Raw genomic sequence first — 24,336 nt, 5'->3', positions numbered from 1 at the left:
ACATAAAAAAAGCGGCCATTGGCCGCTTTTAATAAAGTATTGAGCTAGCTCAATTTTACTCTTGGTCTTTCTTAGATAAAGAGTAAACGTAACCCGCAAGCACGTGAATCTTATCTTCACCCAAAATTTCTTTCCAAGCTGGCATCACACCATTGCGACCGTGCTTAAGCGTAAAGTTAATTTGCTTTTCGCTACCGCCGTACAACCAGATGTTGTCAGTTAAGTTCGGTGCACCCACAGCTTGGTTACCTTTAGCATCCACACCGTGACAAGCAACGCATGCCTGCATATAAAGTGGCTTGCCGTTTTCTGCATCACCAGAACCTTCACGACCAGACAAAGAAAGCACATATGCAGTAACATCGTTACGTTGCGATTCTGTCATGTTTGGCATTAGGCCGTTAGCTGGCATTGCGCCTTGACGACCTTGAAGTAGGGTGGTCTTGATTGCTTCGAAAGAACCACCATATAGCCAATCGTTGTCTGTAAGGTTCGGGAAGCCCAGAGAACCTTGTGCAGTAGAACCGTGACAGATTGAGCAGTTAGACGCATAGATGCGCTGACCAGTGGCCATTGCTTCGTCACTTTGGATCAGCTCTTCAGGGCCCATTGCGTTAAGCTTTTCATAATAAGGTGCGAATTTTTCTTCTGCTTTCGCAACTTCTGCTTCCCATTGACTATGAGAAGACCAGTTTGAGAAGCCACGCCAGTCACCCACACCGTAGATAAGGATGTAAGCAAAACCGAACACAATAGTGACCCAGAAGAACATGTTCCACCATTTAGGAAGAGGGTTGTCTAGTTCTTCGATACCGTCGAAGGCATGACCCGTTGTTTGGTCAGTTTCTTCGTCGTAGTTTTGACCGCGCTTAGTGACCACCAATAGGATGCCGCAAGCAACCATGGAGCCAATCACGATGGCACTTACCCATATGTGCCAAAATGTTGATAATTCACTCATTCTCTTTTTTCTCCGCTTCTGCTGAACGCTGCGCGATATCGTCATCTTTGAAGATCATGTCTCCATCATCTTCGAAACGCTTCTTACGGCTTGAGCTATAAGCCCAAGCGATGATGCCTATGAAAGCGATTAGGGCGAAAACTGTGCCCAAACCACGCACGTCATTAATATCCATTGCTCTACCGTTTTTGCGTTAATACTGTGCCTAGCTGCTGTAGGTAAGCGACTAGGGCGTCAATCTCACGTACACCATCGGCATCTTGCTTAGCGTTTGCAATTTGCTCGTCTGTGTAAGGTACACCAACAGCACGCAGAGCTTTCATTTTCTTCGGAGTATCACGGCCGTCAATAGTCTGCTCAAACAACCATGGGAATGATGGCATGTTTGATTCAGGTACTACGTCACGTGGGTTGTATAAGTGAGCACGGTGCCAATCGTCAGAGTAACGTTGACCTACACGAGCTAGGTCAGGACCAGTACGCTTAGAACCCCAAAGGAACGGGTGTTCGTAAACGTGCTCACCGGCCAAAGAGTAGTGGCCATAACGCTCAGTCTCCGCACGGAAAGGACGAATCATTTGCGTATGACATACGTGACAACCTTCACGGATGTAGATGTCACGGCCTTCTAGTTCAACAGCACTCAAAGGCTCAAGACCTTCGATAGGTTCCGTTGTTTGCTTCAAGAAGAACAACGGAATGATTTCTGCTAATGCTCCCCAGCTGATTGCCACAATAATCAAGGCAATCATCAGAGGTAAATTCTTTTCAACAATATCGTGTTTCATTGATGATTCCTTCCTTACGCTTCAGCCAGTTTTGCATTTTGCTCAGCTTTCGCGCCTTGCACAGTTTTGTAGACGTTGTAAGCCATTATGAACATACCCGCTAGGAAGATCGCGCCGCCTAGCGCACGAACGAAGTAGCCAGGGTAAGAGGCTTCAAGGGCTTCTACGAAGCTGTAAGTTAGAGTGCCGTCGGTGTTCACTGCACGCCACATTAGGCCTTGCATGATGCCGTTTACCCACATGGAAGCGATATAAAGCACGGTACCAATAGTAGATAACCAGAAGTGAACATTGATCAGGTTAGTGGAGTACATTTCGCCTTGTTTGCGGCCAAGTACTACAGGAATCAAGTTGTATAGCGCACCAATCGATACCATGGCAACCCAGCCTAGAGCACCTGAGTGTACGTGGCCAACAGTCCAGTCGGTATTGTGAGATAAAGCGTTTACTGTCTTGATAGACATCATCGGACCTTCGAAGGTAGACATGCCGTAGAAAGACAAAGACACCACCAAGAAACGAAGGATAGGGTCAGTACGCAGCTTATGCCAAGCGCCTGAAAGTGTCATCATACCGTTGATCATACCACCCCAAGAAGGTGCTAGAAGGATCAAAGACATGATCATACCCGCTGACTGAGCCCAATCTGGAAGCGCAGAATAGTGCAAGTGATGCGCACCAGCCCAAACGTAGATAGAGATCAACGCCCAGAAGTGAACGATAGAAAGACGGTAAGAGTATACTGGACGTTCTGCTTGCTTAGGTACGAAGTAGTACATGATACCTAGGAAGCCCGCCGTCAAGAAGAAACCTACTGCGTTGTGGCCGTACCACCACTGAACCATCGCATCGATCGCACCCGAGTAAACAGAGTAAGATTTAAATGCTGATACAGGAACAGACATGCTGTTGAAGATGTGTAATACGGCAATAGTAATGATGAACGCGCCATAGAACCAGTTAGCAACGTAAATGTGCGGTTGAGAGCGCTTAGCGATGGTGCCGAAGAAAACAATGGCATAACACACCCACACAATGGTGATCGCGATATCGATTGGCCATTCTAGTTCAGCGTATTCTTTTGCTGAAGTGTAACCTAGAGGCAGGGTGATCGCTGCAGCAACGATAATGGCCTGCCAACCCCAGAAGGTGAACATTGCCAAAGAATCACTGATTAGACGCGCCTGACAGGTACGTTGAACCACGTAATAAGAGGTGGCAAACAGGGCACAGCCACCGAATGCAAAGATAACCGCGTTAGTATGCAAAGGACGCAAACGCGAGAACGTTAGATACGGAGTATCAAAGTTCAATTCAGGCCAAACAAGTTGTGAGGCAATAAGTACGCCGACAGACATACCTACGATACCCCAAACCACAGTCATGATGGCAAAGTACTTTACCACCTTATAGTTGTAGGTTGGATGCTCGATAGCAGTGCTCATGATTTTAGTTCCATTAGCAGCAAGTTAAAAAATCCGCGCAATTATCGGGAAACGAGGCGTTAAATGCAACGAAAAGCCGTGATACATATCAACCTTTTTCCTCGATTCAACAATAAGTTAGGCGTTTTGCCTAAAAATTGCACTGAACAAGCTTAAGCTTATTCACCTTGCGGGTGTCAGTGCTGATGCACATCAAGCAAAAGCCTAATTTGTTGGAATAGTTAGCCAATTTATCTAACACCAACGATAGTTGCTCATAAAATCAGCATATATAGATGTATATGCTAGCAGTAAAATGAGCTTCTTGAAGTCATGAAGATGATAATTTGAGTGTAATTACGTAAACTCCCGCGTTTTATTTGCGTTAGCCTTGGTTTGTCATGCATACACTGATTAATGGTCCCGAAAATAGCCCCATTTGCTTATTTGCTCACGGTGCAGGTGCGCCCATGGACAGTGATTTTATGGAAGCTGTTGCGCAAGGCGTGGGTGAAAAAGGCATTAAAGTGGTTCGTTTTGAATTTCCTTACATGCAAGAGCGCCGCGAAACAGGTAAAAAGCGTCCACCAAATCGACAGCCTGAGTTGTTGGCTTGTTTTAAAGAGTTAGTTGACTCGCAACAAGGTGATGTTTATTTGATGGGCAAGTCCATGGGCGGTCGCATGGCGAGCATTCTTGCAGCGGAGCATTCAGAATTGCCCATTCAGCAAGTCTTTGCACTCGGTTATCCATTTCACCCCCTAAACAAGCCAGAAAAATTACGAGTGGATCATTTCCCGAATATGTCCTGCGCCATGACTATTTATCAAGGGCAAAGGGATAAACTGGGAGATCAAGGCTTGGTTGAGTCCTTAGTGCTTCCGACCAATATCGAAGTCGCATGGTTAGAAGATGGCGATCACGATCTCAAGCCACGAGTAAAAAGCGGCTATACACATGACGAACATATTCAAACAGTGATCAATGATATTGCTGGAAAGATTCACGCATCATATGCCTCAAAAAACGGAGAGCAGTAAATGGCCATGCAGCAAGTGGTGCTTCTATGTCGCCAAGGTTTTGAAGGCGAATCGGCGGCAGAAATTCAACATCTAGCGGCCGAAGCGGGTTGCTTTGGCTATTGTAAAACTCATGATGGTTGGGTGAGCTTTATTGCTGAAGATGACGTCCTTAAGACACTCATTGAGCATGTCTCTTTCAAGCGTTTTATTTTTAGTCGACAGTGGTTTGTAGCAGGTGAGGAGATCGCCTTGCAGGGACATGATAGGGTCGCGAGTTTGTTGGAACACTCGCAAGGATTACCTGAATGCGGTGAGTTGGAACTTATTCATACGGATACTAATGAGGGTAAAGAGTTAAGCAGACTATGTAAAAGTTTAACTGCACCGCTTGCGACACAAATGCGTAATCATGGATACCTGTCTAAAAAGAGGAATCGTAAACTGCCCAGAATGATGGTTTTCTTATTGGATGGGAAACGTGCATTAATGGGGTATCACCACGCAAATAATTCGAATCCGATTCCAGATGGAATTTTAAGACTGCGTTTTCCAAAAGATGCGCCAAGTCGCTCAACATTGAAATTGGAAGAGGCGTGGCACGTATTTGTACCTAAGCATCAATGGGACACACGTTTGGCACTAGGTATGCGTGCGGTTGACTTGGGCGCCGCACCAGGTGGCTGGACCTATCAATTAGTCAAGCGCAGTATGATGGTGGACGCGATTGATAACGGCCCAATGAAGGGTGACTTGATGGATACTGGACAAGTCAATCATTTGCGTGAAGATGGCTTTCGCTATCAACCGTCAAAAAAAGTGCATTGGATGGTCTGCGATATGGCAGAAAGCCCAATGAAAGTGACTAAGCGCATGGTGCAGTGGGTAGTGAATGATTGGTGTGGCGAAACCATATTTAATTTGAAACTGCCAATGAAGAAGCGCTTTCAAGAAGTGCAGCAATGCATAGAATATATGCAGCAAACATTCGAAGAAAACAAAATTGAGGTCACCATTGCATGTAAACATCTTTATCACGACCGTGAAGAGGTGACAGTACATATCGCTCGTATTAGTTAAACACTAAAGCACTTATTGGTTCCACTTTTTAACTCTCATTTTCCATCAATTCGAACGTTTGTGTTTTCAATCATTAAAAACAAGCGTTTGAATTTAACGTTCCGTGCATTGGTCACACTTTATCCCTGATATTTTCTTCTTATCTATCCTCATGTCACAACCAATCAATCTGTTGATACCTTGGGTCAAGAGTCAAAACGTAGCCTAACCTACATTACTGTCACATCTTGAGTCTAGCTTTTGTCGCGGTCATAAAAATGCAATCTAATCGCCGCAGGATAACCTTAATTCATCGTATTGATGGCATCGGACTAGGCTCAATGAAAGAGGGTGAAGATATGAACGCGGTAAAGGATGTGATTAACCAAGACGTAGAGTCCATATTGGATGCTATGCATGGTGCGCAACTACCTCAAGGAGAATTAAAACTCCTTAATCATGTTCCGCTAATAAGCGAGCAAGGTGGGCGTTATGGAAAAGGTCAGGTCATTGCTCAAATGAAAATTCACCCCGACTTATGGTTCTTCAAATGCCATTTCCCTGGCGATCCGATTATGCCGGGTTGTTTGGGTATCGAGGGTTTGTGGCAAAGCCTTGGTTTGTTTTTGGCATTTAAAGGTGCCAAAGGAAAAGGCCGAGCGTTAGGTGTTGGCGAGCTGAAATTCTTGGGAGAAGTATTGCCAAGTAACCAGTTATTACAGTTTCAAGTACACATCAAAAAGATTAAATCAGCAGCCTGTACCTTGGTCGTGGCTGATGGGGATGTACTTGTAGATGGCAAACTGATTTATCAAGCGAAAGATATAAAAGTGGGCATGTTTTAGCCCGAGCATAATGATGGAGCAATCAATGAATCGTGTGGCTGTTGTGGGTGTTGGATTGGTATCCAGTTTAGGAAACGATTGGAAAACGGTAGCTCAATCGTTGCACCTGAGCAAAAGCGGAATCCGTATCAATGAATCTTTTATTGAAAAGGGTCTGCGTTCTCACGTTAGTGGATTTATTGATTGTCCAGAAGTAGAGAATATTGATCGTAAATTACGCCGCTTTATGGGTACCAATGGTGAATGGTGCTATGTGGCAATGAAAAATGCAGTAGAGCAAGCGGGATTAACACAAACAGAATTGAGCGACGAATCGACAGCTTTGATCGTCGGCGCGGGCGGCGTCGCCAGTGACGATCTAGTAGACGCAATTAATGTGTTGGAAAAGTCGGGCATCAAAAAAGTCGGTCCCTACCGCGTAACGCGAGAAATGGGTAGTGCGCCATCCGCGAACCTAGCGACCGCATTTAAAATTCGCGGCCCCAGTTATTCAGTTTCTTCGGCTTGTGCCACCAGTGCTCATTGTATTGGTCAAGGTTATCAACTCATTAAAACCGGTTTGCAAAAGCGTGTTGTTGCAGGTGGGGTTGATCAAGCTCACTGGTCCCATGCGATGCAATTCGATGCGATGGGTGCGCTTACGACAAAACGTAATGACGAACCAAGCAAGGCATCGCGGCCTTACGATTTGGATCGCGATGGATTTGCCATTAGTGGTGGTGCCGGCATCGTCGTTTTGGAAGATTGGGGAACCGCTCAAGAACGAGGCGCAAACATCATTGGCGAAGTCATTGGTTTTGGTCAAAGCAGTGATGGTGACAACATGGTGGCCCCAAGTGGTGAAGGAGCAGAGCGTGCTATGAAGCACGCGCTAAATGATGCTGGATTAGAAACGGTTGACTACATCAATACTCATGGGACCAGCACACCGCGCGGGGATCTTACCGAACTTCAAGCCATTAAAAACGTTTTTGAAAACAACATACCTTATATCAGCTCCACCAAATCTCTTTCTGGTCATGGTTTGGGTGCAGCAGGTGTTCATGAATTTATTTTCAGCCTGATCATGATGCGAGAGGGATTTTTAGCAGCCAGTGCCAATCTTGAAAACCCCGAAGACATCGCGCAAGACATGCCGCTTCTTCGTCAGCGTTTGGATCAATCATTCAGTACCGCTCTTAGCAATAGCTTTGGCTTTGGTGGGACCAACGCCTGCTTGATTATGAAGCAAGCCTAAAGGTGTATAAGCAAACAGCACGCAATAACAGTATTTCAAAGAATTCGGAGGGTTTATGAGTTACAAAGCGAGAATAAAAAACAATATTTGCACAAATGCACACCCCAAAGGTTGCTACTACAACGTTCATGAACAAGTCATGGATGCATTAGATAATCGCATCAATACCGATTTAGATGGCAAGACAGCTTTAGTCGTGGGTGCCAGCTCTGGTATTGGTTTGGCTTCACGTATCGCACTTAGCTTTGCCTACGGCATGGACACGCTGGGTGTATATTATGAACGCGCTGGTCAGGCACACAAATTTGGTAGTGCTGGTTGGTACAATAACCAAGCCTTAGAATACTATGCGCGTCGTTCCAATCGTACGGCATTGAGTACCAACCAAGATGCGTTTCAAGAAAAAGCTAAAGACTGGGTCATTCAAAAATTACAACAGCAAGGCAAAAAGCTTGAGGTGCTTGTATATTCTCTAGCCGCTCCTAGACGATCGATTGAAGGTGTTGGTGACTATCAAAGTACTATTAAGCCCATACATGAAAATTTTACTGGCACTACGCTGGATATCGTGAAAGGGAAATTGCGCCCATTGCAATTGGATACAGCCACACCCGAAGAGGTTGAAGCTACTGTTAAAGTGATGGGTGGTGAAGACTGGCAGAACTGGGTGATACGTTTGCAAAAAGCGGGTGTTTTGGCGGAAAACTTCAAAACGATTGCGTATAGCTATTTAGGCCCTGAACAAACGCAAGCGATATATGGTCGCGGTACCCTGGGTGCAGCCAAGCGTCACTTACATGAAACTGCTATTGCTTTAGATCAAAAACTAAAAGGCATTAAGGGTAGAGCGCATATCGGTTTGTTCGAAGCACTAGTGACGCCTTCGAGTTCAGTAATTCCAAGTTTACCTCTGTATATTTCTGCCTTGCATCAAATACAAAAACAGCGAGGCACTTATGAATCAACACTGGATCAGGTTTTGCGTATGTACCGCGATGGGTTCATGCAAAACGACAATGATATCAAGATTCGAGTCGATGACATCGAACGCGATCCCATCACGCAAAAGCGCGTTAATGAATTATTAGAGATGGTGACAGAGGACAACCTGAAAGAAATCATCAATGTTGATGATTTTCGACAGGCGTTCCTTAAGCAATTTGGATTTGAACATGACTTCATTGATTACGAAAACAAACCCGATCCATTAATGCCACCGGCAACCTGTAGTTTCGAATATCGCTCGCACTTGAGCGAAGCAGTATAAAATAAAACTGATTTCTTAAAAGGAGAAAGCAATGTCCGATATTTATAATCAAGTAGTAGAAGTTGTCGTAGAGCAACTCGGCGTAGAAGTAGACCAAGTGAAAATGGAATCACATTTCATTGAAGATTTGGGTGCAGATTCATTGGATACTGTTGAGTTGTTGATGGCTTTAGAAGAAAAATTCGATTGCGAAATCGAAGAAGACAAAGCTGAAAAATTAACGACTGTAAAAGATATTGTCGAGTTTGTTCAGTCGCTAGAGACTGCATAAACTTATATGGTTTCATTTGCCAAATGCTTTGCCTAGCAAAGTTTATGGTGTTCGGGGGAATGGAGTAGACCTGCTAGGCGGTGCTTCTTTTCTTCATAAACTATAAAGCATTTGGCAATTGATTATTAACGATAGTCAATAATCTAAAGTTGATTTTGACGGCGAAACTCCGCCGGTGACAAGCCCGTCCAACGTTTAAATGCTCGTGTAAACGCACTCAATTCAGAAAAACCTAAATCATAAGCGATGACAGTTAAGGGTGTACTGGTGGTTTTCAAAAGCTTAAATGCCTTCTCTTTTTTAACTGCTTCAACAATATCACTATAAGACGAATTATCGTTTTTCAGTTTACGATACAGTGTTTGTCTACTCATGTTTAGCGCTTTTGCCACTTGTTCTGCGTCAAACTCACTGTCTGCAATATTGACCTCTACCAAACGGCGCACTTTATCGCTGATGGAGCGCTTAAACAGTCGAGATAAAATTTGATTCGCATAGTTGAGGGTGGCTCTGCCAATATGAGGATTGCGACGCTTCGGCTTTAGGTTAAGCATTTGAGCATCAAAGCGTAGCTCACAAAATTCACTCTCAAAACTGACTTTACAAGGGAATAATTCTTCATATGCAGCTGCATAGTCTGGTTTACTATGAGCAAATTTAGCGCAGGTGAATTTCGCCATAGGGCCTATCGCGGTCTGTGTACGCTTCACGACGATACCTAAAGTACGCTCCATGTCAGACTGATTGTATTGCTCTGCGTTAAAGTACTTGAATACTAAAATACCTTCGTTATTTTCTTCAGTGAATTCAAGTTTGATTGCTTCATTCACGACGGAAAATAAACGCTGATAATGTTGTAGTCCTTCGCGTAAAGTGGGGCTGTTATAGACTACATGGGCGACTAGACCTAAGTCGGCAAACGTATCTTTCGAAGCGATAGTAAGGCCCAAGGCTTCGTCGTGGCTGAGTTCTTTGGCCAGTTGCCAAATGCGCTCATACAAATTGTATGGAAGACGTTGTTCTTCTTCAGTTAGTAAAGCGATATCACAGCCAAGGTGACGTGCGATATCTGAAGGAGACCAATCAAAGTTTTGATAGTACTCAATCAAAGCACGAGCTGAGGCGATACCGATGGTGGGTTCGGGCTGTGATGACATGATGGCAGATTCCATATGGCCTCCACGACAACGCTAATCTCAAGCGTTTGATTATTCGAGTTGGCCAGCATAATAGGCAAAATAGCCTAGTTTGAACAGGCTATTTTATTCCTACTTTTGTCGTTAGCAAAAATTAAATCCGCTAACGAATTTCCGTAATTGTGATTTTCTCATCACCGTCTAAGATTGGTGCAATTTGAGAAATGACCTGTTTGCGCTCTGCACTTTGATACCAGCGGTCCCATGCTTGAATAGAGGTCCAGTTGGTAATGATCAACTTGTGATTTGGTTTGTTGATATCCACCAGTGATTCACTAGAAATATATCCAGGTGCATCAAGCACTGCTTTGAGGGTATCTCGCGCAGCCTGTAGATAGTTGGGCTCCAACCCCTCTGCGATATTGCGTTCAATAATTACCTTGATCATAGCGATTCCATTTATTGCGCTGTTTACATTACAGATAGTGCTGCTTGTCTGAAAAATCAAGCCATAACAAGACTTTATCCCTAATAGCGTTGAGATGCTACTATTGCGGCCACTGTGTGATGCAAAGTGATCGCTAGTCTAACTCTGCCAATCTGAGTAAAATGCGTATCATCCTTCACTTAGGCCACAAAAATGTCACACGTTAATGACATGATTGGCTACTTACTATTTAAAAGAGAAATTTCATGCGTACGGTAATGACTTATGCACTAGCCGCCGTGGTTTTGCTATCTAGCAACGCGATGGCAGAATCAGACCTTGATCTATCTGCGAAAGCCAACGCTCATGGATTAGAGTTATCGGTTTTGCAGGATTTTGTACAAAGTTATGATTTTAAATGCCCTGATCCGATTAGCGAACAAGAATTAAACCAACAATTAGCCACGTTGGATGAAGAATCTGATCTTGCCATTATGATAGAGGCAGACCGCATGGGCTGGCGCGATTTATATGTAGAGAGTCGTGCACAGATTCAATGCATGACGGCAGGCGAGGTGTCTCGCGGGTACTAATCAGTCTCCGAATTTTGTTTGGGAGTCTTTGGTTTCGATTTGTTGAGGTAGCCGCATTGTAAAATGGGTACCTCGGCCCAGCTCAGAACTGACCTTTATGCTGCCGCGCAACTTGTGATTAACAATGTTGTAGACAATGTGCATTCCAAGTCCGGTTCCACCTTCGCCTCGACGAGTGGTAAAAAACGGGTCGAATATTTTTTGTTGAACGTCCTCTGACATGCCGCGCCCATCATCTTGATAGTGTATCTGGATATCATCATCCTGAGTGGTCACTTCGATATGAATCGTACCTTGGTCTTCTACATCATAGGCATGGGTCAGGCTATTCATGACCAAATTCGTTAAAATTTGTGAAAAGGCCCCTGGGTAGCTGCGGATAATTAAATCATCGTCGCAATCCAATAAAACAGCAATTTGATAGCGTTTTAGATTCGGTTTCAGCGTGTATAGGGTCTCTTGCAAATAATCGTATAGACTGAATTCACGTATTTCATCGTGACTTTGATCTGAGCTTACTTGTTTGAAACTGGTCATGAGCTCACTAGCGCGCACCAAATTGATTGTCATTAGGCGTATTCCATCAGACGTAACATCTAAAAAGTTTTTCATGTCTTGCTTTGTGATCGTGCCTTCTTCAAAGCGAATACGAATCTGATTGAGAGAGTCCTCCACGTGGCTGGCACTTGTGCGTGCGACACCTAGGGGGGTATTAATTTCATGGCTTATGCCTGCTACCAAAGAGCCTAGAGACGCCATTTTTTCACTTTCGACTAACTGGTCTTGAGCGCTCTGTAATTCGCGCAAAGCCTGTTCAGCTTTTTCTTTCTCTGAGAGCAGCATCTCATCGTGCTCTACTTGCAATACTTGTGTTCTGTTAAAGGTGTTCACCAAAGTGCCCATTTCATCATTGCTTTGCCAATCTACTGGTTGATGAATGCTGGTGCGCTGAAACTCTTGTAAACTGCTGATCATGGCCTGGATAGGGCCCATGACCCAACGGTTAAAAAGTAAGAAGAAAACGGCAAATATGGTCAGAAGTGCCATAAGCGCGACAGGAATGCGGCTCAATAGAATGAACATTAATCGGTCTTGATCGAGTTCGATCTCGAACGAAGCGACGACAACACCGATATATTGATCTTCATAGATAATAGGCTCGCTATGCAACGAAGCGCCATCTTTAGGGTGTTCGCAGCCCTTTGGTGCATACTCTTTGAGGCTGGCATCACTTAGTAGCTCTATACACTTTATATAGGGGCTGAGTGCGTATTGCTCCAGATAGCTGGCGATAAATTGTTGATCCAGATTCCATGTCGGGATAGCGACGACTTGCGCCAATTGAGCCACGTTAGCAATGACCTGTTCGGTCTGGCGGTTCTTCAAACTTTGCGTTTCGATAACGGATATGATGCCGGCGTAAAGCACACCAACCAGCAAAGTTACTGGGATCGCAACAGAAAGCATCCGCCTAAAGAGGCTGTTATGTCGAGTGAGGACCGTCAATGTCGATAGTTTCCATCATGATTTGAACTTTTTATAAGATTAGCAGAGACTTAACCGCTCTGTTTAGCTCATATAATGCGCACAGCCAGCGCTCCAGTGATGCATGATAGCGATTCATTGGAATATATTGTCCAACAAGTGGACTGTCCGGGTGCATCGCGCCATTTTACAGAGTAAAACAGTATTTAAAAATAATAAAAACAATATGTAAGGCGTCCTATGAGTCAGTATTCTGCATTTTCAGTGTCTCAGTCTCTCAAAGGTAAGCACATCTTTTTAACGGGTGTGACAGGTTTTTTAGGCAAAGCTATTTTAGAAAAGCTCTTGTACAGTGTACCGCAGCTAGCACAAATCCACATTTTGGTGCGCGGTGGCAAAGTTTCAGCCAAAAAGCGTTTTCAACACGATATCCTCGGCTCCAGTATTTTTGAGCGCCTGAAAGAGCAGCATGGCGAGCACTTTGAAGAATGGGTGCAATCAAAAATCAATCTGGTGGAAGGTGAATTGACACAACCCATGTTTGATTTGCCTAGTGCTGAATTTGCGGGTTTGGCCAATCAACTGGACTTAATTATTAACTCCGCTGCCAGTGTTAATTTCCGCGAAAACCTTGAGAAAGCGCTCAACATCAACACCTTGTGTTTAAACAATATCATTGCGTTAGCGCAGTACAATGTGGCCGCTCAAACGCCGGTGATGCAGATATCTACATGTTATGTAAACGGTTTCAATAAAGGTCAAATCAATGAAGAAGTGGTTGGTCCAGCAAGCGGACTGATCCCACAGTTGTCTCAGGATTGTTATGACATCGATTCGGTTTTTAAACGAGTACATAGCCAGATAGAGCAGGTCAAAAAGCGCAAAACAGACATAGAACAACAAGAACAAGCACTGATTAAATTAGGCATAAAGACCAGCCAGCATTTTGGTTGGAACGATACCTATACATTCACAAAGTGGTTAGGTGAGCAGCTACTCATTCAAAAACTGGGTAAGCAGAGTTTAACTATTTTGCGTCCGAGTATTATCGAGAGTGCTGTACGTGAACCTGCGCCGGGTTGGGTCGAGGGCGTGAAAGTAGCGGATGCGTTGATTTACGCTTACGCCAAGGGTCGTGTTTCTATTTTCCCAGGTCGTGATGAAGGCATCCTTGACGTCATTCCTGTGGATTTGGTGGCTAATGCGGCAGCCTTGTCAGCGGCGCAATTAATGGAATCTAATCAGCAGACGGGGTATCGCATTTATCAGTGCTGTAGCGGTAGTCGCAATCCCATAAAGTTGAAGGAGTTTATTCGCCATATTCAAAACGTGGCGCAAGCTCGCTATCAGGAGTGGCCAAAATTGTTCGCAGATAAGCCACAAGAAGCCTTCAAAACGGTTTCCCCAAAACGTTTCAAATTGTATATGAGTGGCTTCACGGCTATCACTTGGGCAAAAACGATTATCGGACGAGTGTTCGGTTCCAACGCTGCGTCGCAGCATATGTTAAAAGCGAAAACCACGGCGTCACTGGCGAATATTTTTGGTTTTTATACCGCCCCTAATTATCGTTTTAGTAGTCAGAAACTTGAACAGTTAGTCAAGCAGTTCGACACCACAGAACAGCGCTTATACGATATTCGCGCCGATCACTTTGATTGGAAATATTATTTGCAAGAGGTACACATGGATGGACTACACAAATACGCCCTAGCGGACAGGCAGGAACTGAAGCCCAAGCATGTGAAAAAGCGTAAGCGCGAAACCATCAGGCAAGCGGCGTAATAGATTCAACGTATAGAGAAATATTGCCCGAGTCATCTTTTTGATAACGCCACTTTACATTGTGTTGCATCAATGCCGCGCCGTATTCGCGTTCTTGGTCAAACTTATGAAACGCAGGTCTAGGATCTTGCTCTAGTACTTGTAATAAAAACGTTTTTAGCTGTGGTTGATTATTCAACCGCGTTTCGCAGGCTTGGCTAAATATAACATCAATAGCAGGCGGCTTGTCTTGAGCAAAGGGATATTGAGCATCAGGCAAGCAATCGCTATAGGGCACATAGGGTTTGATATCGACAACCGGCGTGCCGTCGATTAAGTCCAATCCGCTGATCCATAACCTCACGCCGTTATTGATATCAATACGATCGAGTTTTACGACAGATAGGCCAATGGGATTGGGACGATGAGTCGAGCGTGTGGCGAATACGCCCATTTTTTCATTGCCGCCCAAGCGCGGTGGTCTTACTTTGGGTTTCCACCCTTGGTTCATTACTTCGTGAAACACAAACTCTATCCAAATATGTGAGCATGTTTCTAATCCGGCTACCGAATCGGCCTGATTGTATGGTGACACGAGCTCAACATAGCCTTGTGCTTGTGACACCAATCCGGGTTGGCGGGGCGTAGCGAACTTCTCGTGGTAGGGGCTGTTAATATAGCCAATGGGTTGTAATTCGATTTTCATACGTATTCCATATCTTATGCGGTCATTATAAAGCCTTTAAACATGATAAGCTTGCCCGCGCCATAAAAAGAAACATCGAATCTGAATGAAAACTCCGAACGTTTTTCTCAACATTGTCGTTCTCATAGGTATGTCCATTCATGCCTTGTGGGTTCAGTCGGCACCAGATGATAGCTTGTTCTATTATGGCCAAGACTATGGCAGCGAGTCGCAATTTGGTCCACTGAATGTATTGATTAACGTTGGGTTGGTTGTACCTGGGCGTTTAGGGACCACCAATCGTCTTGACGACGTTCGCTTCGATGAAGGCTGGTCACAGTGGAAAGAGGCACTCAGCCATCAAGAAGATGTATTCGAAGCAAGTGGCGGTTATCAGAGTGCACTAGAAAAAGAGTTTATTCCATTCGCACATGAATCCGGCGCTTGGGTACCCAATTATACGTTGCATTTTTTAGGTGAGGGCATGCTCACGCGAAAGATGGAAGAATACTACCGCTACCATGGAGTTACTGGGCAATATTGGCCAAAAATTCTCGCGATCTCTACCGTTACGGCCGCACAAATTACGAACGAAGTCGCGGAAATTGAACTCCCCTGGGAGCAACGACTTGACCCAGTTGCGGACTTATATTTTAACGTGGCCGGGATGATTGCATTTTCCTTCGATGGTTTTGCAAAATGGTTTAACAGCGGCACACGAGAATACTATTATTGGCCTGGGCAGCCAGTGATCGATCCTTACGATCAGGGCTTATTCAATCAAGGTGAAAGCTATTTATTTCGATTCGGTGAAGGCACGAAGTGGGCAGTGGCTACTGGTATGCCTGCCAACGGAGTTGGTTTTTCTTTTCCGCTTGATGATATGGAATTTGAGTATTTCACTGTGTTGCTTGGAAGTGATGTATTAATTCCCAAACGCGATGAAATCATTGAGCGTGAAAAACATGATCGAGGATATCAATTTAGCGCTAGCGATGTGGCTGATGAATATACTTTGGCGATAAACACCTACTGGGATCGTAAGGGTTCATTGATGGCCAGTGCAGCCTTAAGTGTGTATCCCAGCGCGCAACTCAATATAAATATATTTCCGATTTTTCAACATCAGAATGGCTGGGGGCTCGGTGGTTATTTTATCTTATCGGATGAGGGTGCGAGTTCGGTTGGCATTACCCTGAGCGTGACGCCGGTCATACTGGGCGTGCGTTCTTAAGGTGAGTCAAAGGGATTCATGCTAAAGTGCGAAAACTAAAAAGACGTTGTATTATGAAAAAAATAGAATTACTCGGTACATTGGGCTGCCACTTATGCGAATTAGCAGAACCCATTGTCTATTCTGTGGCCAAAATGTATGGCATAAAAGTTGAGCAGGTGGACATCGCAGATGATCCAAAACTGACAGAATTGTATGGTATTCGCATTCCCGTAGTGCGACTAAAAGATGATACGCAAACACAAGATTTAGGTTGGCCATTTGATGAGAGCCAATGCGAACAATGGCTGCGTAGCATCAATGCCGTTTAAATCGGTTTCAACTATACTCAAGAAAAATCAAAGCAAGGAGTTTATTGTGATCAAGACTGTTTTAGCGGCGGTTGTCGCATTGTCATTGGTGGCTTGTAGTGGCCCATCTCGAACACCCCAAGAACAAGCCATCAGTTACGCACTCATCGAAGATGTAACGCTGCGAAAACTTCAAGAAGAATGCACAGATGTTAGCACTTCTGCCAAGCAGTCTGCTTGGCGCGGTCAGCGTAGTTGGTGGAAGCGCAATGGTGGTTTGGTAAAAGCGGCAGACTATGGCCTAAGTTACAATGTTGTAACACTTACCGATGATCGTTTAGAAACCGGAGCACGATATGCCATGGGTCTCACTTTCGACATCGTGCATGCCGCCGAAGAGAATGTGAAAGCATTACTGGCGGGTGATGACAAAGAAAAGGCCTGTATGAACGTCATGAGCGAATACCGCGATGGTGATCGTGATTTACAGCAAGAGTCCGAGCACTACCCCGTATTGGTTAAATTGCAGCAAGAGCGAGAAGCGCAAGGCGATGATCACTACCTAAAAATAAGCCGCCTAGAGAAGCAGAAAGGTGAGCAATATTCACGCAGTGCTTATACTGTAGAGCGTTTAGTAAAACGCCAAGGTTGTGTGAAGCCTAAGGTGCGTACACTAAAAGCAAACGGACCAAATGAGGTCTTAGAGGCAACCTGCGCAGATGATAGCTTCATGTTGATTCGTTGTGAGTGGCGCAACTGTAAAATCCAAAAATAGCACTGTTACGTATTTAGCAGCACGTTAACATAGACTAAAAAACCAGAGCACGTCTCTGGTTTTTTGTTTTACAAGACTCTAAATCGAATGAGCGAGGGCAGGTATGAAGCATTCAAAGCTGGGCAATACATCTATTGACGTCAGTCGTATTTGTTTGGGCACCATGACATGGGGTGAACAAAACACCGAAGCCGAAGCACATGAACAAATGGATTACGCCGTAGAACAGGGCATCAACTTTTTTGATGCGGCTGAAATGTACCCAGTACCGCCTAAGCCCGAAACCCAAGGGTTAACTGAACAGTACATCGGCACTTGGTTTGCCAAGCATAAAAAACGTGAAGACATCATCATGGCTACCAAAGTGGCAGGGCCTGGCGATTGGTTAAGTCATATTCGCGGTGGCTCGCGCTTGAACCGTGACCATATCATGCAAGCCATAGATACGAGTTTAGAACGACTGCAAACAGACTATGTCGACGTCTATCAATTACACTGGCCTGATCGCAATACCAACTTCTTTGGTCAATTAGGTTTTACTCCAAAACAGGAAGAACAAAGTACAGATCTAGAAGAAACGTTAAGCGCGCTGAATGAACTCAAGCAAGCGGGTAAGATACGACACTGGGGCTTTAGTAATGAAACCCCATGGGGTGTGATGAAAGCTTTGCAAATCTGTGATGAAAAAGGCTTTGATCGCCCAGTAAGTATTCAAAACCCCTACAACTTATTGAACAGAAGTTACGAAGTAGGTTTGGCAGAAATCAGCTGGCGCGAGCAGATTGGTTTACTTGCCTACAGCCCATTGGGCTTTGGCGTACTAACTGGTAAATACCTAAACGACGCACCCGCTAACGCGCGCCTAACGTTGTGGGAGCGTTTCTCGCGCTACACCAATGACGAAGCAACAGCAGCAACTAAGCTCTATGCAGAACTCGCCAAAGACAATGGCTTAACACCGACACAGCTAGCATTAGCGTTTGTAAACCAGCAAGGCTTTTTAACCGCTAATATTATTGGCGCGACTAATATGGAGCAATTAAAAGAAAATATTGATTCAATCAATATTGAACTCAAGCAAGAAATCATTGATGAGATTAATGCCATTCACAAGCGCTATAGTAACCCAGCGCCATAAACGCATAGTTTTAAAACGCAATTAAATCAAATCTAGGGGGCTATCAGTCCCCGCGAAATGTTGTCCAACGACATGAGTATAAATTTGTGTCGTTGAGACATCTTTGTGACCCAGCAACTCTTGAACGGTTCTGATATCCCTACCTGCCCGCAAAAGCTCAGTGGCGAAAGAATGACGAAAAGTATGGCAAGTAATTCTCTTGTTATAAATGCCAGCCGATTTACAAGCCTTAGCTAAAGCCTTGCGCATAACCGTTTCGTGCAAGTGATGACGACAATGGATACCTGTAATTGGATGTTTGCAAATAGTGGTTGATGGAAAAACAAACATCCAAGCAGGTTGGCGATACGCATTGGGTAATTTACGGCCAAGCGCACCCGGAAGGGAAGGGCCAAGCCCACTCAAGTTATCTTTTTCCTGCAGGGCTATTGAGTTTTGTATCTGATTTTGTAAATCACCAACAATATTCTTGCTCAAAATAGTTTTACGATCTTTACCACCCTTGCCATCAATCACATCCAGACTGCCAGTCTCAAAGTGGATATCCTTAACTCTAAGGCGCAGACACTCGCTAATCCTCAAACCCGAACCATACATTAATGAAACGATTAAACGATCACGTTCACCAAGCTCATTGATAATGCGTTTCACCTCTTGCTGAGTGAGCACCTGTGGTAATCGTCTCTGCCTTTGAGCGTAAACAAAGCCCAGATCTCCTAATGGCTGCTTTAGGAACTGGTTGTATAAAAAAGCTAAAGCATTTAATGCTGTCTTTTGAGAGTTAATTGCCATATGTTTATTTGAAGCGAGATGAGATAGGAAGCTACAAACCTCATCATTATGGAGGGTTTCTGGGTGACGCTTACCATGGAAATGAATGAAATACTTAATCCAATAAATATAGGTTTTGATCGTGCGTTCACTGTAACCAGCCATGCGCATACGGTTGCGCACCTTGTCTAAAAATGGGCTCCTTGCCATGCTTCAATCCCTTCTTTTTAGGTCTGTATATATATACAGTGTATTTCTAAAAAAGAGAAAATCAACACAGATGCCAGTATAAACGCGCACAAAAAATGCGCGTTTATACTGGCGGTTCTTAGAAAAAACCTGCAAAATCAAGGCATTATAAAATCAAGCGCTGTGCATAGAGGACCTCGTGTTTCTGGAAAAACGAGCATGCGCGTTTTTGCCGCTGAGCATGAAATGGAATTCTCCAAAAAAACCATTACTTTCAAATACTTAGCTTCGATTGCGCCTTATCTCCGAAACCGGAAAAACGCGCACGCGCATTATTAAAATAATGAAATGGACACCCCTTCTATACTGAGTTGGTCAGTTAAATAGGAGGTTGTTATGAACCAGATTCATGCAATAGGTATTGATTTAGCTAAGTCTGTTTTTCAAGTATGTGCTTTTGATGAGTATGGAAAGAAGCTCCTAAATAAAGCGCTGCGTAGAAACCAAGTATTAAAGTTTTTGGCAAACATAGAGCCTTGTCTCGTAGGGATGGAAGCCTGCGGCAGCGCTCACTACTGGGCTCGAGAGATAAAAAAGCTCGGTCATAAGGTGAGGCTGATGCCGCCACAATACGTAAAGCCTTATGTTAAGACAAACAAGAATGATAGTGCTGATGCTGAGGCTATATGTGAAGCTGTTAGTCGCCCCACGATGCGATTTGTGACAGTTAAGAGTGAAGAGCAGCAAGCACTGCTTTTATTGCATCGGGAACGTGACGGTGTTGTTCGGGATCGCACTTCCCTAATAAATCGAATAAGAGCTAGTCTCCATGAGTTTGGTATATCAATACCGGCAGGAAGATTTCGACTTAGAAAGTGGTTCCGAGAAGATTTTGGGGTATTAGAAAGCAAGATACCAAGCATGCTGTTGAATCATATCAAGCTTATGCACACGCGTTTGGTTGATATCGAAGCTTACTTAGAGGAATTAGATAGGCAGATTGATTCTGCAAGTCGTAAAAGTGAACAGTGCAAGAAGGTTCAAGAAATTCCGGGTGTAGGGCGGTTAACGTCTTCGGCATTGGTCGCAAGTATTGGTGATGCAAAGGAATTTAAATCTGGCCGTCAACTATCTGCTTGGCTAGGTCTTGTTCCGAGTCAGCATTCGAGTGGCGGTAAGGCATTATTACTTGGTATAAGCAAGCGTGGAGACGCATATTTAAGACGTATGTTTATTCATGGAGCTAGGGCAGTAATTAGGCACACAAAAGAGGGTAAGCCATTTCATGAATGGATCATGGCATTGCTCAAACGAATGCACAAAAATAAAGTGATTGTTGCATTGGCAAACAAGTTAGTGCGTATTGCATGGGCAATACTTGCAAAGCAATCACAGTATTGCGCTACAATCTAAAGCTTTTAAATTAAAGATCATCCAGTTTTGCTTAGTAAAATAGTTGATGACAAGACAGGTAAGACCGTGACTTGGAGATTCTGTGCCTAACATCGTTTCTTTGAAAACGGTAAAATGATTAGAGCCAAGTCAGCGGAGTTCATCAGGGATCAAGGCTGCAGGCCTTAAATAGAATCCGAATAGATGGCTGCAAAACTACTCTTGTTACTAAATATTTTGCTTGCAAAAAACAGGGGTGTCCATAGATGTTATGCATAGGGAGGTCGAGTGAGTGCTGTAGGCTGTAGATTAGATGAGGCAATCCAAAAAATAAGCGCTGGCGACTTAGAAAATGCTTTAATTCAGGTTTCGATTGCCATTGACGTAAGCTCAAAAAGAAAATGGCCGAAACAAAAGAAGGTTGGTGAACGCTATAAAAATTTCATCAGAGAGCATGAGTCTTTAATCTATTTCATGTCATTAGGTATTAAAGGCGATACAAAGCCACTTGTTTCATTCCCAAATCCTAATGGTGATCGGTATGACATTGCGCACGTCTATTACAAGGCTGTGCGCAACGGATTACTGCATGACGGAGAAATTAGTGAAAATCTTTCTGTCGTAGATGAAAACGTATTAATTTACAAAGATGGGAAGATCACAATATCAAAAATGATTCTAATGGCCTTAATGCTTGCGGTGATCTGCGAACCGGTCAACTGCAATGAGAGACTAAGCAAGAACTACACGGTGACTTTTACTAATGATATTGATATCAACCTAAATGATTTCTGGGGAAAAAGAGATCTTTTATACCAGAAAATTGGTCATGATAAGGCATAACAAAGCCAGTAACGGCGAGCAATTCTTCCGTCGCTTTTTTGTGGCGGGCGCTACGCTGCCACAAAAAATCAACTCCAAAATTGCCGCGTTCTGGCGGCGTTACACGTCTTAAGGAATCAGCATGATCATAATTTATGGAATCAAAGAAAAACTTAATCCGATAAAAGCAAGATTGTCGGATGTTATTCATAGCTGCATGCAAAGTGTTCTCGATATGCCAGAGGACAAACGCGCGCACCGAATTGTGCCTTTGGAACGAGAGGACTTTTATTACCCAGGCGGCCGAAGCGATGCTTATACAGTCATCGAGATTAACATGATGGCAGGTCGTAAGCCGGAGACTCAAAAGGATCTTATCAAGGCTATATTTAGCGAAGTAGAAAGCAAGCTTGGACTTTCATCCGTTGATGTTGAAATTACGATTAAAGAACAGCAACCATACCAATGGGGCTTTAGAGGCATGACTGGTGATGAGGCAAATGACCTTAAGTACAAAGTCAACGTGTAACAAGGCCATTAAATTCGCTCCCTACGGTCGCCCGACGCTCGCAAGCTCGCGCGGTTTATGGCGGCGTTAGGTTTTTAGGAGAAGGCATGAGAAGAGTGAACCTGCTTGTGATGCTGGCAATATTGTCAGCGTGCAAGGCTTCAGAGGAAGCTATCGCTTGTGCTGCCTCAGATTACTGGGAGTGCTCAGTTGACGCTGTTGTTGTTGAATCACTTGGGGCTAACTCTTATGCGGTATCGGGTTGCGAAAAAGAAATGCATGTCTCATGCAAAGGACCTTCGGATGGCTGCATCATTAAAGCCGATGCAGGCGTTTTACCAACTAGGCAATGCATAGAATGATTCCGGGCGTAAACCTAACAAGCCAAGGCAGTGGGACAAATTTTGCATCGCTGCGCTCAAAACGCAAAATCTGCCCCTGCTTGGGGCGTTGAGGCTGTAGAAAAACCCCATTTCTTTTATAAATTTTGGTAAAATGCACCTTCGCATAGGGAGGTGTGACAATGCCAAAATTCATTCCTTACAATTACGATCAAACCTCAATGGTTGTAATTAATTTCAAAGATCAATTGCAGTCCGGAACGTTTGAGTACGCAGTTCATTATTTGATTAATGAAAAGCTAGATCTTTCTATTTTCTATCCGAATTACAACAATAGCAGTAGCGGTCGTCCTGCTTATGATCCAGCCATTTTGTTGAAGATTATTTTGTTTGCGTACTCCAAGGGCATTACTTCTAGCCGTGAGATTCAATGGTGCTGCGAAACCAATATCATTTTTAAGGCGTTGTCCTGCGATACGGTACCCCACTTCACAACCATTGCCTCCTTCGTGAGCGGTCATTCCTCTGAAATTGAAAACCTATTTGAACAGATCCTTTTAATCTGTCACGAGCAAGGATTGCTAGGTAACGAACTGTTTGCCATTGATGGATGTAAGATGTCATCCAATGCGGCAAAGGAATGGTCAGGTACTTTTAAAGAATTAGAGGAAAAGCGAGCAAAGATAAAGCGCTTGATCAAGCATCATATTACCGAGCATAAAAAGATCGATAAAAACGAATCCCTTGGTGAGGAACGAGCCAAGTGCGCTCAGCAAGCCATTAAAACTTTATCTGATGCTTACGATAAGATTGATAAGTTCCTAAAGACGTCTAGTCCAAGGATGGGGCAAGGCAAGAGAAAACAGGAAGTTAAAAGTAACATCACCGACAATCAGTCAGGCAAGATGACCACCAGTAAAGGAACCATTCAAGGCTACAATGGTGTGGCAACGGTCGATAAAAAGCATCAAATCATTATTGATGCGCAAGCCTTTGGAGAGGGCCAGGAACACCATACGTTGAGGCCTATTATAGAAAAAGTGCGAGAAAGATATAAGCGAATAGGCATTAGCAAAGATATCTACAAAAAGAAAACCATAGTGACTGCCGACACGGGCTTCGCCAATGAAGCTAATATGAAATATCTATATGAATCGGGTATTAATGCCTACGTGCCGGATAATCAGTTTCGAAGCCGAGATCCTAAGTTCGCACGACAAAAGAGAAAATACGGTAAGCGTCATCAGAATGAAAAGAAAAAAAGCCATGTTCGAAATGTGATTCCACCCAGCGAGTTTCATTTTGACCCTGTTAATCTTATTTGTGTCTGCCCAGCCGGCGAAACATTAAGTTATCAAAATACTCGAACTTCAGAATCCGGAGCACCAAAAGCCTTCTTTAATGGTCGCATCATGCAATGCAGAAACTGTGAGTTAAAAACCAAGTGCATGCAAAATCCAGCATCTGCTGATCACAGAAAAGGCAGTGGCCGACAAGTCTCATTTACGCTATCTCATAAGCGTGGGCCAACATACACAGATTGGATGAAGCATAGAGTCGATAGCCAAGAAGGCAAGCAGATTTACAGTCACCGAATGTCGGTAGTAGAACCTGTCTTTGCCAATATCGGAACCAATAAAGGATTGAATCGTTTTAGTCTACGAGGGAAGGCAAAAGTTGAATCCCAATGGCAGTTGTATTGTATGGTTCATAATATTGAAAAGTTAACGAATTACGGGCAATTAAGTCATTAATATAGACATATAGCTGCCTCATAGTTTTATCTTCATTATTTTAGTGTTTAAGGTTGATAATTAAAATTGATGTGGCAAATTAACAGCTAATTAAATAAAGAATATAGGCTGCAGGAAATCACTGTCTCAAAATTGGTTTTTCTACAGCCTCGTTATACGTA

General features: G+C 43.9%; 26 protein-coding genes. 17 read left to right on the top strand and 9 right to left on the bottom strand.

Annotated features, from left to right (window positions below; genetic code table 11):
* Positions 1-55: 55 nt before the first annotated feature.
* From ccoP to ccoN, 4 genes are read right to left on the bottom strand one after another with little or no spacing between them, the layout of a single operon-like run.
* Positions 56-961, bottom strand: a complete 906-nt coding sequence (ccoP, locus tag HF888_RS09730; RefSeq protein WP_007017130.1) for a cytochrome-c oxidase, cbb3-type subunit III — start codon at positions 959-961, stop codon at positions 56-58.
* On the bottom strand, positions 954-1,136 hold the full coding sequence (locus HF888_RS09725; protein WP_007017129.1) for a CcoQ/FixQ family Cbb3-type cytochrome c oxidase assembly chaperone: 183 nt from the start codon (positions 1,134-1,136) through the stop codon (positions 954-956). Before HF888_RS09725 ends, ccoP begins: the two co-directional genes overlap by 8 nt.
* A 4-nt stretch (positions 1,137-1,140) precedes the next feature.
* Positions 1,141-1,749 carry a cytochrome-c oxidase, cbb3-type subunit II gene (ccoO, locus tag HF888_RS09720; protein ID WP_007017128.1) on the bottom strand — a complete coding sequence of 203 codons (609 nt, stop codon included), beginning with the start codon at positions 1,747-1,749 and terminating at the stop codon, positions 1,141-1,143.
* Between the two features lie 14 nt (positions 1,750-1,763).
* The gene (gene ccoN / locus HF888_RS09715) at positions 1,764-3,194 is read right to left on the bottom strand and encodes a cytochrome-c oxidase, cbb3-type subunit I (protein ID WP_007017127.1); all 1,431 of its coding nucleotides are present in this window, start codon (positions 3,192-3,194) and stop codon (positions 1,764-1,766) included.
* 380 nt (positions 3,195-3,574) lie between these two features.
* Here ccoN and HF888_RS09710 point away from each other — a divergent pair, with 380 nt between their 5' ends.
* The 6 genes from HF888_RS09710 (at position 3,575) to acpP (ending at position 8,871) form a co-directional block, all read left to right on the top strand.
* Complete coding sequence (locus HF888_RS09710; protein ID WP_007017126.1) at positions 3,575-4,213, top strand: alpha/beta family hydrolase; 639 nt, start codon at positions 3,575-3,577, stop codon at positions 4,211-4,213.
* Positions 4,214-5,272: a 23S rRNA (cytidine(2498)-2'-O)-methyltransferase RlmM gene (gene rlmM / locus HF888_RS09705; protein ID WP_007017125.1), complete on the top strand. Its 1,059-nt coding sequence runs from the start codon at positions 4,214-4,216 to the stop codon at positions 5,270-5,272. It abuts the gene before it with no gap.
* Between the two features lie 257 nt (positions 5,273-5,529).
* Complete coding sequence (gene fabA, locus HF888_RS09700; protein ID WP_050757999.1) at positions 5,530-6,096, top strand: bifunctional 3-hydroxydecanoyl-ACP dehydratase/trans-2-decenoyl-ACP isomerase; 567 nt, start codon at positions 5,530-5,532, stop codon at positions 6,094-6,096.
* A gap of 25 nt (positions 6,097-6,121) precedes the next feature.
* The gene (locus tag HF888_RS09695) at positions 6,122-7,333 is read left to right on the top strand and encodes a beta-ketoacyl synthase N-terminal-like domain-containing protein (RefSeq protein WP_007017123.1); all 1,212 of its coding nucleotides are present in this window, start codon (positions 6,122-6,124) and stop codon (positions 7,331-7,333) included.
* A gap of 55 nt (positions 7,334-7,388) precedes the next feature.
* The gene (gene fabV / locus HF888_RS09690; RefSeq protein ID WP_007017122.1) at positions 7,389-8,600 is read left to right on the top strand and encodes an enoyl-[acyl-carrier-protein] reductase FabV; all 1,212 of its coding nucleotides are present in this window, start codon (positions 7,389-7,391) and stop codon (positions 8,598-8,600) included.
* Positions 8,601-8,631: 31 nt separating this feature from the next.
* Positions 8,632-8,871 (top strand): acyl carrier protein, encoded by a 240-nt coding sequence (gene acpP, locus HF888_RS09685; RefSeq protein ID WP_007017121.1) that lies wholly within the window; start codon positions 8,632-8,634, stop codon positions 8,869-8,871.
* Between the two features lie 143 nt (positions 8,872-9,014).
* On the opposite strand, the gene HF888_RS09680 is transcribed toward acpP, so the two are convergent.
* Entirely contained in the window at positions 9,015-10,043 is a 1,029-nt protein-coding gene (locus HF888_RS09680; protein ID WP_007017120.1) for an AraC family transcriptional regulator, read from the bottom strand.
* Positions 10,044-10,170: 127 nt separating this feature from the next.
* Entirely contained in the window at positions 10,171-10,455 is a 285-nt protein-coding gene (locus tag HF888_RS09675) for an antibiotic biosynthesis monooxygenase family protein (protein WP_007017119.1), read from the bottom strand.
* Positions 10,456-10,700: 245 nt separating this feature from the next.
* On the opposite strand from HF888_RS09675, the gene HF888_RS09670 reads away from it, so the two are divergent.
* Positions 10,701-11,027 (top strand): hypothetical protein, encoded by a 327-nt coding sequence (locus HF888_RS09670; RefSeq protein ID WP_007017118.1) that lies wholly within the window; start codon positions 10,701-10,703, stop codon positions 11,025-11,027.
* On the opposite strand, the gene HF888_RS09665 is transcribed toward HF888_RS09670, so the two are convergent.
* Entirely contained in the window at positions 11,028-12,494 is a 1,467-nt protein-coding gene (locus HF888_RS09665) for a sensor histidine kinase (RefSeq protein ID WP_007017117.1), read from the bottom strand.
* A gap of 258 nt (positions 12,495-12,752) precedes the next feature.
* Between HF888_RS09665 and HF888_RS09660 the strand changes: the two genes are divergently transcribed.
* Positions 12,753-14,297 carry a fatty acyl-CoA reductase gene (locus HF888_RS09660; protein WP_007017116.1) on the top strand — a complete coding sequence of 515 codons (1,545 nt, stop codon included), beginning with the start codon at positions 12,753-12,755 and terminating at the stop codon, positions 14,295-14,297.
* Here the strand turns inward: HF888_RS09660 and tsaA are convergent.
* Positions 14,281-14,982: a tRNA (N6-threonylcarbamoyladenosine(37)-N6)-methyltransferase TrmO gene (gene tsaA / locus HF888_RS09655; RefSeq protein ID WP_007017115.1), complete on the bottom strand. Its 702-nt coding sequence runs from the start codon at positions 14,980-14,982 to the stop codon at positions 14,281-14,283. The two genes, HF888_RS09660 and tsaA, sit on opposite strands and share 17 nt — an antisense overlap.
* 85 nt (positions 14,983-15,067) lie before the next feature.
* On the opposite strand from tsaA, the gene HF888_RS09650 reads away from it, so the two are divergent.
* The 4 genes from HF888_RS09650 (at position 15,068) to HF888_RS09635 (ending at position 18,398) form a co-directional block, all read left to right on the top strand.
* A complete protein-coding gene (locus tag HF888_RS09650; protein WP_007017114.1) occupies positions 15,068-16,195 on the top strand; it encodes a hypothetical protein in 1,128 nt (375 codons plus the stop codon).
* A gap of 53 nt (positions 16,196-16,248) precedes the next feature.
* On the top strand, positions 16,249-16,506 hold the full coding sequence (locus HF888_RS09645) for a glutaredoxin family protein (protein ID WP_007017113.1): 258 nt from the start codon (positions 16,249-16,251) through the stop codon (positions 16,504-16,506).
* Positions 16,507-16,552: 46 nt separating this feature from the next.
* Complete coding sequence (locus HF888_RS09640) at positions 16,553-17,260, top strand: hypothetical protein (protein ID WP_040297548.1); 708 nt, start codon at positions 16,553-16,555, stop codon at positions 17,258-17,260.
* 103 nt (positions 17,261-17,363) lie between these two features.
* Positions 17,364-18,398 (top strand): NADP(H)-dependent aldo-keto reductase, encoded by a 1,035-nt coding sequence (locus HF888_RS09635; protein ID WP_007017111.1) that lies wholly within the window; start codon positions 17,364-17,366, stop codon positions 18,396-18,398.
* Positions 18,399-18,419: 21 nt separating this feature from the next.
* Here the strand turns inward: HF888_RS09635 and HF888_RS09630 are convergent, their stop codons facing one another.
* A complete protein-coding gene (locus tag HF888_RS09630; RefSeq protein WP_007017110.1) occupies positions 18,420-19,379 on the bottom strand; it encodes an integron integrase in 960 nt (319 codons plus the stop codon).
* Positions 19,380-19,754: 375 nt separating this feature from the next.
* Between HF888_RS09630 and HF888_RS09625 the strand changes: the two genes are divergently transcribed.
* From HF888_RS09625 to HF888_RS09605, 5 genes are all read left to right on the top strand, one after another.
* Positions 19,755-20,771 (top strand): IS110 family RNA-guided transposase, encoded by a 1,017-nt coding sequence (locus HF888_RS09625; RefSeq protein ID WP_007017109.1) that lies wholly within the window; start codon positions 19,755-19,757, stop codon positions 20,769-20,771.
* A 267-nt stretch (positions 20,772-21,038) separates the two neighbouring features.
* Positions 21,039-21,593, top strand: a complete 555-nt coding sequence (locus HF888_RS09620; protein ID WP_007017108.1) for a hypothetical protein — start codon at positions 21,039-21,041, stop codon at positions 21,591-21,593.
* A gap of 121 nt (positions 21,594-21,714) precedes the next feature.
* A complete protein-coding gene (locus tag HF888_RS09615; RefSeq protein WP_007017107.1) occupies positions 21,715-22,101 on the top strand; it encodes a tautomerase family protein in 387 nt (128 codons plus the stop codon).
* Positions 22,102-22,187: 86 nt separating this feature from the next.
* The gene (locus HF888_RS09610) at positions 22,188-22,442 is read left to right on the top strand and encodes a hypothetical protein (RefSeq protein ID WP_007017106.1); all 255 of its coding nucleotides are present in this window, start codon (positions 22,188-22,190) and stop codon (positions 22,440-22,442) included.
* 161 nt (positions 22,443-22,603) lie between these two features.
* Positions 22,604-24,175: an IS1182 family transposase gene (locus HF888_RS09605; protein WP_007017105.1), complete on the top strand. Its 1,572-nt coding sequence runs from the start codon at positions 22,604-22,606 to the stop codon at positions 24,173-24,175.
* The last annotated feature ends 161 nt before the right edge of the window (positions 24,176-24,336 follow it).

The organism is Bermanella marisrubri (assembly GCF_012295615.1).
Taxonomy (GTDB): Bacteria; Pseudomonadota; Gammaproteobacteria; order Pseudomonadales; family Oceanobacteraceae; genus Bermanella; species Bermanella marisrubri.
The sequence above is the reverse complement of the archived record's forward strand: the minus strand, read 5'-3'. Positions and strand labels throughout refer to the sequence as shown.

Coding starts and splice junctions, on each gene's coding strand:
- ccoP (WP_007017130.1), bottom strand. CDS start 961: ATGAGTGAATTATCAACATTTTGGCACATATGGGTAAGTGCCATCGTG.
- HF888_RS09725 (WP_007017129.1), bottom strand. CDS start 1,136: ATGGATATTAATGACGTGCGTGGTTTGGGCACAGTTTTCGCCCTAATC.
- ccoO (WP_007017128.1), bottom strand. CDS start 1,749: ATGAAACACGATATTGTTGAAAAGAATTTACCTCTGATGATTGCCTTG.
- ccoN (WP_007017127.1), bottom strand. CDS start 3,194: ATGAGCACTGCTATCGAGCATCCAACCTACAACTATAAGGTGGTAAAG.
- HF888_RS09710 (WP_007017126.1), top strand. CDS start 3,575: ATGCATACACTGATTAATGGTCCCGAAAATAGCCCCATTTGCTTATTT.
- rlmM (WP_007017125.1), top strand. CDS start 4,214: ATGGCCATGCAGCAAGTGGTGCTTCTATGTCGCCAAGGTTTTGAAGGC.
- fabA (WP_050757999.1), top strand. CDS start 5,530: ATGCAATCTAATCGCCGCAGGATAACCTTAATTCATCGTATTGATGGC.
- HF888_RS09695 (WP_007017123.1), top strand. CDS start 6,122: ATGAATCGTGTGGCTGTTGTGGGTGTTGGATTGGTATCCAGTTTAGGA.
- fabV (WP_007017122.1), top strand. CDS start 7,389: ATGAGTTACAAAGCGAGAATAAAAAACAATATTTGCACAAATGCACAC.
- acpP (WP_007017121.1), top strand. CDS start 8,632: ATGTCCGATATTTATAATCAAGTAGTAGAAGTTGTCGTAGAGCAACTC.
- HF888_RS09680 (WP_007017120.1), bottom strand. CDS start 10,043: ATGGAATCTGCCATCATGTCATCACAGCCCGAACCCACCATCGGTATC.
- HF888_RS09675 (WP_007017119.1), bottom strand. CDS start 10,455: ATGATCAAGGTAATTATTGAACGCAATATCGCAGAGGGGTTGGAGCCC.
- HF888_RS09670 (WP_007017118.1), top strand. CDS start 10,701: ATGCGTACGGTAATGACTTATGCACTAGCCGCCGTGGTTTTGCTATCT.
- HF888_RS09665 (WP_007017117.1), bottom strand. CDS start 12,494: ATGCTTTCTGTTGCGATCCCAGTAACTTTGCTGGTTGGTGTGCTTTAC.
- HF888_RS09660 (WP_007017116.1), top strand. CDS start 12,753: ATGAGTCAGTATTCTGCATTTTCAGTGTCTCAGTCTCTCAAAGGTAAG.
- tsaA (WP_007017115.1), bottom strand. CDS start 14,982: ATGAAAATCGAATTACAACCCATTGGCTATATTAACAGCCCCTACCAC.
- HF888_RS09650 (WP_007017114.1), top strand. CDS start 15,068: ATGAAAACTCCGAACGTTTTTCTCAACATTGTCGTTCTCATAGGTATG.
- HF888_RS09645 (WP_007017113.1), top strand. CDS start 16,249: ATGAAAAAAATAGAATTACTCGGTACATTGGGCTGCCACTTATGCGAA.
- HF888_RS09635 (WP_007017111.1), top strand. CDS start 17,364: ATGAAGCATTCAAAGCTGGGCAATACATCTATTGACGTCAGTCGTATT.
- HF888_RS09630 (WP_007017110.1), bottom strand. CDS start 19,379: ATGGCAAGGAGCCCATTTTTAGACAAGGTGCGCAACCGTATGCGCATG.
- HF888_RS09625 (WP_007017109.1), top strand. CDS start 19,755: ATGAACCAGATTCATGCAATAGGTATTGATTTAGCTAAGTCTGTTTTT.
- HF888_RS09615 (WP_007017107.1), top strand. CDS start 21,715: ATGATCATAATTTATGGAATCAAAGAAAAACTTAATCCGATAAAAGCA.
- HF888_RS09610 (WP_007017106.1), top strand. CDS start 22,188: ATGAGAAGAGTGAACCTGCTTGTGATGCTGGCAATATTGTCAGCGTGC.
- HF888_RS09605 (WP_007017105.1), top strand. CDS start 22,604: ATGCCAAAATTCATTCCTTACAATTACGATCAAACCTCAATGGTTGTA.